The sequence below is a fragment of the Desulfocurvus sp. genome (assembly GCF_023230885.1).
GTDB lineage: Bacteria > Desulfobacterota > Desulfovibrionia > Desulfovibrionales > Desulfovibrionaceae > Desulfocurvus.
Genome location: NZ_JALNWM010000225.1, coordinates 1 through 5,290 on the forward strand (window position 1 = coordinate 1; position 5,290 = coordinate 5,290).

Consider the following 5,290-nt stretch of genomic DNA (forward strand, 5'->3'; position numbering starts at 1 on the left):
CGCCGGACATGGCGCAGCCCCGCCCCGGGGCTGGCCGGAGATGAAAACCACCGCTTTTGGGCCAGTCGTTTTTTCAAAACGAAAAATAAGCCCTGTTTGTTTTTCGTATTGCCAAAAAATCGAGCATGGTTTATTTTGGTTTTGTTCTGTATCCTTGAATCTCGGGCCAAGACCGCCCCAAGAAGGAGGAACCCCCGGCGTGACCGTCCTCGACCTGACGCATTCCTGCGACATGCAGTTCGTGGCCGAGGTGGCCCGCGAGAGCGGCCAGAACCTCACCCTGTGCTACCAGTGCGGCAACTGCACCGCCGGGTGCCCCTTCACCTTCGCCTACGACCTGCCCGCCTCCAGCGTCATGCGCGCCCTGCAATGGGGCCAGCGCGAGGCGGTGCTCTCGTGCCGGTCCATCTGGATCTGCGCCACCTGCAAGACCTGCTCGACCCGCTGCCCCAACAACATCGACGTGGCCCGCATCATGGAGGTGCTGCGCCAGATCTCGCGGCGCGAGGGCTACGCCCCTGAAAAGCAGATCAAGCAGTTCCAGGACAGTTTCCTGCAATCGGTGATGCGCCACGGCCGCGTGTTCGAGCTGGGCACCATGATGAGCTTCATCGCCCGCTCGCGGCGGCTGACGGACATGGACCTCGGGCCCAAGGCCCTGGCCCGGGGCAAGCTTTTCCTGCGCGCGCGCGACATCCGGGGCCGCGACGAGGTGGAGCGGATTTTCCGCCGCTACCGGGAGAGCCTGGAGAAATGAGCCCCCGTTTCGCCTACTACCCGGGCTGCTCCCTGGAGGGCACGGCCCAGGACTACGACCGCTCGGGGCGCGCCTGCTGCGCGGCCCTGGGCATCGAGCTGGCCGAGATACCCGACTGGAGCTGCTGCGGTTCGTCCCCGGCCCATGCCGTGGACGCGGTGCTCTCCGGCGCCCTGGCCGCGCGCAACCTCGGCTTGGCCCGCCAGGGCGGCTTCGGGGCCGTGGTCACCCCGTGCCCCAACTGCCTGGTCAACCTGCGCACCGCCGCGCGCGACCTGGACGACCCCGCCCGGCGCGAGCGCATCAACGCGCTGCTGTCCGTGCCCTGCGAGGGCGGGCTGCCCGCAGTGTCGCTGCTCCAGGCCCTTTTCGAGCAGGCCGGGCCGCAGGCCCTGGCCGACGCCGTGGTCCGGCCCCTGGCCGGGCTCAGGGTCGCGCCGTACTACGGCTGCATCCTGCACCGCCCGCCCGGGCTCATGGCCTTCGACGACCCCGAGAACCCCGTGGCCATGGACGCGCTCCTGGAGGCCGCCGGGGCCGAGGTCGTGGCGTTTCCCTTCAAGACCGAGTGCTGCGGCGCCTCCTACGGCGTGCCGCGCAAGGATCTGGTCATGGAGCTGTCGGGCCGCCTGCTGGAGGCCGCCGCCGACCTGGGGGCCGACGCCCTGGCCGTGGCCTGCCCCCTGTGCCAGATGAACCTGGACCTGCGCCAGGACCAGATCGCCGCCGCCCGCCGCCGGGCCTTCGGCATCCCGGTGTTCTATTTCACGCAGCTCCTGGGGCTGGCCCTGGGGCTGGACCGGGCCGACCTGGGCCTGGACCGGCTGGTGGTGCCTCCGGGCGGGGTGTTGCGCAAGCTCGGGACGGAGGGCTGACCATGCGCCTGGGCGTCTTCGTCTGCCACTGCGGCAGCAACATCGCCGCCACCGTGGACTGCGCGGCCGTGGCCCTGGCCGCCCGCGCCATGCCCGACGTGGCCTTCGCCGCCGATTCGGTCTACACCTGCTCCGAGCCCGGCCAGGAGGCCATCGTGGCCGCCGTTGCCGAGCACGGGCTGGACGGCGTGGTGGTCGCCTCGTGCAGCCCCCGGATGCACGAGCGGACCTTCCGGCGCACCGTGGCCCGCGCGGGGCTCAATCCCTACATGTTCGAAATGGCCAACATCCGCGAGCACGTCTCGTGGGTCGGGCGCGACAAGGAGCGCAATACGGCCAAGGCCACGGACCTGGTGCGCATGGCCGTGGAGAAGCTGCGCCGCAACCGCCCGCTCACGCCCCGGGAGTTCCCGGTCACGCGGCGGGTGCTGGTCGTGGGGGGCGGGGTGGCCGGCATCCAGGCCGCCCTGGACTGCGCCGACGGCGGGCTGGAGGTCGTGCTGGTGGAGCGCGCCTCGTCCATCGGCGGCAAAATGGCCCAGCTGGACAAGACCTTTCCCACCGTGGACTGCTCGTCGTGCGTGCTGGGCCCGCGCATGGTGGACGTGGCCCAGCACCCGGGCATCACGCTGCACGCCTACAGCGAGGTGGCCTCCGTGTCGGGCTGGGTGGGCAATTTCGAGGTCGCCGTGCGCCGCAAGGCCACCTATGTGGACTGGAGCAAGTGCACCGGCTGCGGCGAATGCGTGAAGAAGTGCCCGGCCCGGGACGCGCCCGACCCCTTCAACGCCGGGCTGGCCCCGGCCAGGGCCATCAACATCCCCTTTCCCCAGGCCATCCCCAAGAAGGCCGTGATCAACCCCGCCCACTGCAAGCAGCTGACCACGGGCAAGTGCGGGGTCTGCGCCAAGGTCTGCCCCTCGGGGGCCATCGACTACGCCATGACCGAGACCACCGTCACCGAGAAGGTCGGCGCCATCATCGTGGCCACGGGCTACGAATTGTTCGACCCCAAGGTCTACGGCCAGTACGGCGGCGGGCGCTACCCCGATGTGATCACCTCCATGCAGTACGAGCGGATGCTCTCGGCCAGCGGGCCCACGGGCGGGCATGTGCTGCGCCCCTCCGACGGCCGCGAGCCGCGAAGCGTGGTCTTCATCCAGTGCGTGGGCTCGCGCGACCGGCATATCGGCCGCCCCTACTGCTCGGGCTTTTGCTGCATGTATACGGCCAAGCAGGCCATCCTGACCCGCGACCACGTTCCCGGCGCCCAGACCTATGTCTTCTACATGGACATCCGCTCCCCGGGGAAGGGCTACGACGAGTTCATCCGCCGGGCCATGGAGGAGTACGGGGTGCGCTACGTCCGGGGCCGCGTTTCGCGCATCTTCCCCAAGGGCGACCGGCTGGTGGTGCGCGGGGCGGACACGCTCATGGCCGCCCAGGTGCAGGTGGAGGCGGACCTGGTGGTCCTGGCCGTTGGCGCCGAGCACGCCCCGGGCGCCCACGAGCTGGCCGCAACCCTGCGCGTGTCCATCGACGAGCACGGTTTCTTCATGGAGGGACACCCCAAGCTCCGGCCCGTGGAGACCAACACGGCGGGCGTGTATCTGGCCGGAGCCTGCCAGGGGCCCAAGGACATCCCGGCCTCCGTTTCCCAGGCCAGCGCGGCGGCGGCCAAGGTGCTCGGGCTGTTCGCCCGGGGCACCCTGGCCAGCGACCCGCAGGTGGCCCTGGTGGACCCGCGCCGCTGCGTGGGCTGCCTCAAATGTCTGAAGACCTGCCCCTTCGGCGCCATCCGCGAGGAGCAGGGCCGGGACGGGGCCGTGCGCGCCCAGGTGGTGGAGACCGTGTGCCAGGGCTGCGGCGTGTGCTGCGTGACCTGCCCCCAGGGCGCCGTGCAGCTCCAGCATTTCACCGACGACCAGATCCTCGCCGAGGTGGAGGCCCTATGCCGGATCCCGCTGCCGACCTGCGGATAATCGGCTTTCTGTGCAACTGGTGCTCCTACGGCGGGGCCGACACCGCCGGGGTCGCCCGGCTGGCCCAGCCCACGGACCTGCGCATCGTGCGCGTGCCCTGTTCCGGGCGCATCGACCCGCTGTTCATCGCCAAGGCCTTCTACGGCGGGGCTGACGGGGTGCTGGTTTCGGGCTGCCACCCGCGCGACTGCCACTACTCCGAGGGCAACTACCATGCCCGGCGGCGCCTGGAGCTTTTCCTGCGCCTGCTGCCCGCCCTGGGCATCGACCCGGGCCGCTTCCTGTACACCTGGGTCTCGGCCTCCGAGGGCCAGCGCTGGCAGCAGGTGGTCGCCGATTTCACGGCCCGCGTCCATGCCCTGGGGCCCATGCCCCGGCTGCGCGAAACCGACCTCGCCGCCGCGGCCCTGTGCCACCCGGCGGCCCCGCAGGAGGGCGCATGAGCACCGCGCAAGACGCCGCCAGCCTGGAGACCCTGCGCGCCGAGCTGCGCCGTGCGGCCTGCGACGCCCTCCAGGCCGGGGCGGAGCTGGTCCTGGGCTGGGGCCCGGGGCCCGACCCGGCGACCCTGGCGCCCCTGTTCGCCGCCAGCCCCGGGGAGTGCGCGGCCCTGGACTTCGGCCCCGGGGCCGTGCAGAACCTGGCGGGGCACCTGCGCGCCCTGGCCGGGCGCAAGGTGGCCGTGTGCGTCAAGGGCTGCGACAGCCGCAGCGTGGCCCAGCTCCTGGCCGAGGGCCTGCTGCGCCGCGAGGAGCTGGTGCTCATCGGCCTGCCGTGCGCCGGGGTGCTGGACCGGACCCGGCTGGCGCCCGGGGCCCCCGCGCCCGGCGACTGGGCCTGCGCTGCGCCCGACGAGCTGCTGGACCCCCGCTGCCTGCGCTGCCGTTTTCCAAACCCCGTGCTGGCCGACGTGACCATCGGCCCCGGGCGCGCCCCGCGCGAGCCCGAGGGCGGCCCCCACGCCGACCTGGACGCCTTCCTGGCCAGGCCGGTGGAGGAGCGCTTCCGCCACTGGGAGCGCGAACTGGGGCGCTGCCTGCGCTGCTACGCCTGCCGCAACGCCTGCCCGCTGTGCGTGTGCCGCGACCATTGCCTGGCCGAGACGCGCCGCCCGGGCTGGCTCAGCCAGTCCTCGTCCGTGCGCGAGAAGCTGCTTTTCCAGGTCATCCACGCCGTGCACACCGCCGGGCGCTGCACCGAGTGCGGCCAGTGCCAGCGGGCCTGCCCCGTGGACATCCCCGTGCTGACCCTGAAGCGCGTGCTGGCCCGCGAGGCCGAGGCCCTTTTCGGCCACGTCGCGGGCACGGACCCGGCCCAGGTCCCGCCGCTTCTGACCTTCCGCGCCGAGGAGCCGACCATCCCCGACCACGGGGCCGAGGAGGGCCGATGAACCAGAGCGGACTGCTGTTCCTGCCCCGGGAGGCCCTGGGGCCGTGGCTGCGGGCCCTGGCCGGGGAGCGGCGCGTGCTGGCCCCGGTGCGGCGCGGGCCCGCCGTGCTTTTCGGCCCGCCGGATTTCGATGCGCCCCAGGGGCAGGAGGGCTCCCTGGTGCTGGACCGGCCCGCCGCCCAGTCGCCCCGGGGGGCCGTGCTGCCCCAGACCGAGGATCTCCTGCACCTGCACTTCACCCGCGACCCCGAGACCGGCCGGGCCCACACCGACGTGCGCGTGCCCCC

General features: G+C 72.2%; 5 protein-coding genes and 1 pseudogene. All 6 read left to right on the plus strand.

Annotation, left to right across the window (positions count from 1 at the left end; all coding sequences use genetic code 11):
* Positions 1-199 precede the first annotated feature (199 nt).
* Positions 200-757: a 4Fe-4S dicluster domain-containing protein gene (locus tag M0P34_RS13520; RefSeq protein ID WP_291500035.1), complete on the plus strand. Its 558-nt coding sequence runs from the start codon at positions 200-202 to the stop codon at positions 755-757.
* Entirely contained in the window at positions 754-1,632 is an 879-nt protein-coding gene (locus M0P34_RS13525) for a CoB--CoM heterodisulfide reductase iron-sulfur subunit B family protein (protein WP_291500038.1), read from the plus strand. The genes M0P34_RS13520 and M0P34_RS13525 overlap by 4 nt, the downstream gene beginning before the upstream one ends.
* 2 nt (positions 1,633-1,634) lie before the next feature.
* The gene (locus tag M0P34_RS13530) at positions 1,635-3,614 is read left to right on the plus strand and encodes a CoB--CoM heterodisulfide reductase iron-sulfur subunit A family protein (protein WP_291500040.1); all 1,980 of its coding nucleotides are present in this window, start codon (positions 1,635-1,637) and stop codon (positions 3,612-3,614) included.
* Positions 3,584-4,057, plus strand: coding sequence for a hydrogenase iron-sulfur subunit (locus M0P34_RS13535; RefSeq protein WP_291500042.1), 474 nt, complete (start codon positions 3,584-3,586; stop codon positions 4,055-4,057). The genes M0P34_RS13530 and M0P34_RS13535 overlap by 31 nt, the downstream gene beginning before the upstream one ends.
* Positions 4,054-5,004, plus strand: coding sequence for a 4Fe-4S dicluster domain-containing protein (locus M0P34_RS13540; protein ID WP_291500044.1), 951 nt, complete (start codon positions 4,054-4,056; stop codon positions 5,002-5,004). Before M0P34_RS13535 ends, M0P34_RS13540 begins: the two co-directional genes overlap by 4 nt.
* Positions 5,001-5,290: pseudogene (locus tag M0P34_RS13545) on the plus strand (hypothetical protein); the annotation flags it as partial. The gene M0P34_RS13540 and the pseudogene M0P34_RS13545, both read left to right, overlap by 4 nt.

Bases quoted from the DNA above. Each gene is read 5' to 3' on its own strand.
- M0P34_RS13525 (WP_291500038.1), top strand. From the start codon at position 754: ATGAGCCCCCGTTTCGCCTACTACCCGGGCTGCTCCCTGGAGGGCACG.
- M0P34_RS13530 (WP_291500040.1), top strand. From the start codon at position 1,635: ATGCGCCTGGGCGTCTTCGTCTGCCACTGCGGCAGCAACATCGCCGCC.
- M0P34_RS13535 (WP_291500042.1), top strand. From the start codon at position 3,584: ATGCCGGATCCCGCTGCCGACCTGCGGATAATCGGCTTTCTGTGCAAC.
- M0P34_RS13540 (WP_291500044.1), top strand. From the start codon at position 4,054: ATGAGCACCGCGCAAGACGCCGCCAGCCTGGAGACCCTGCGCGCCGAG.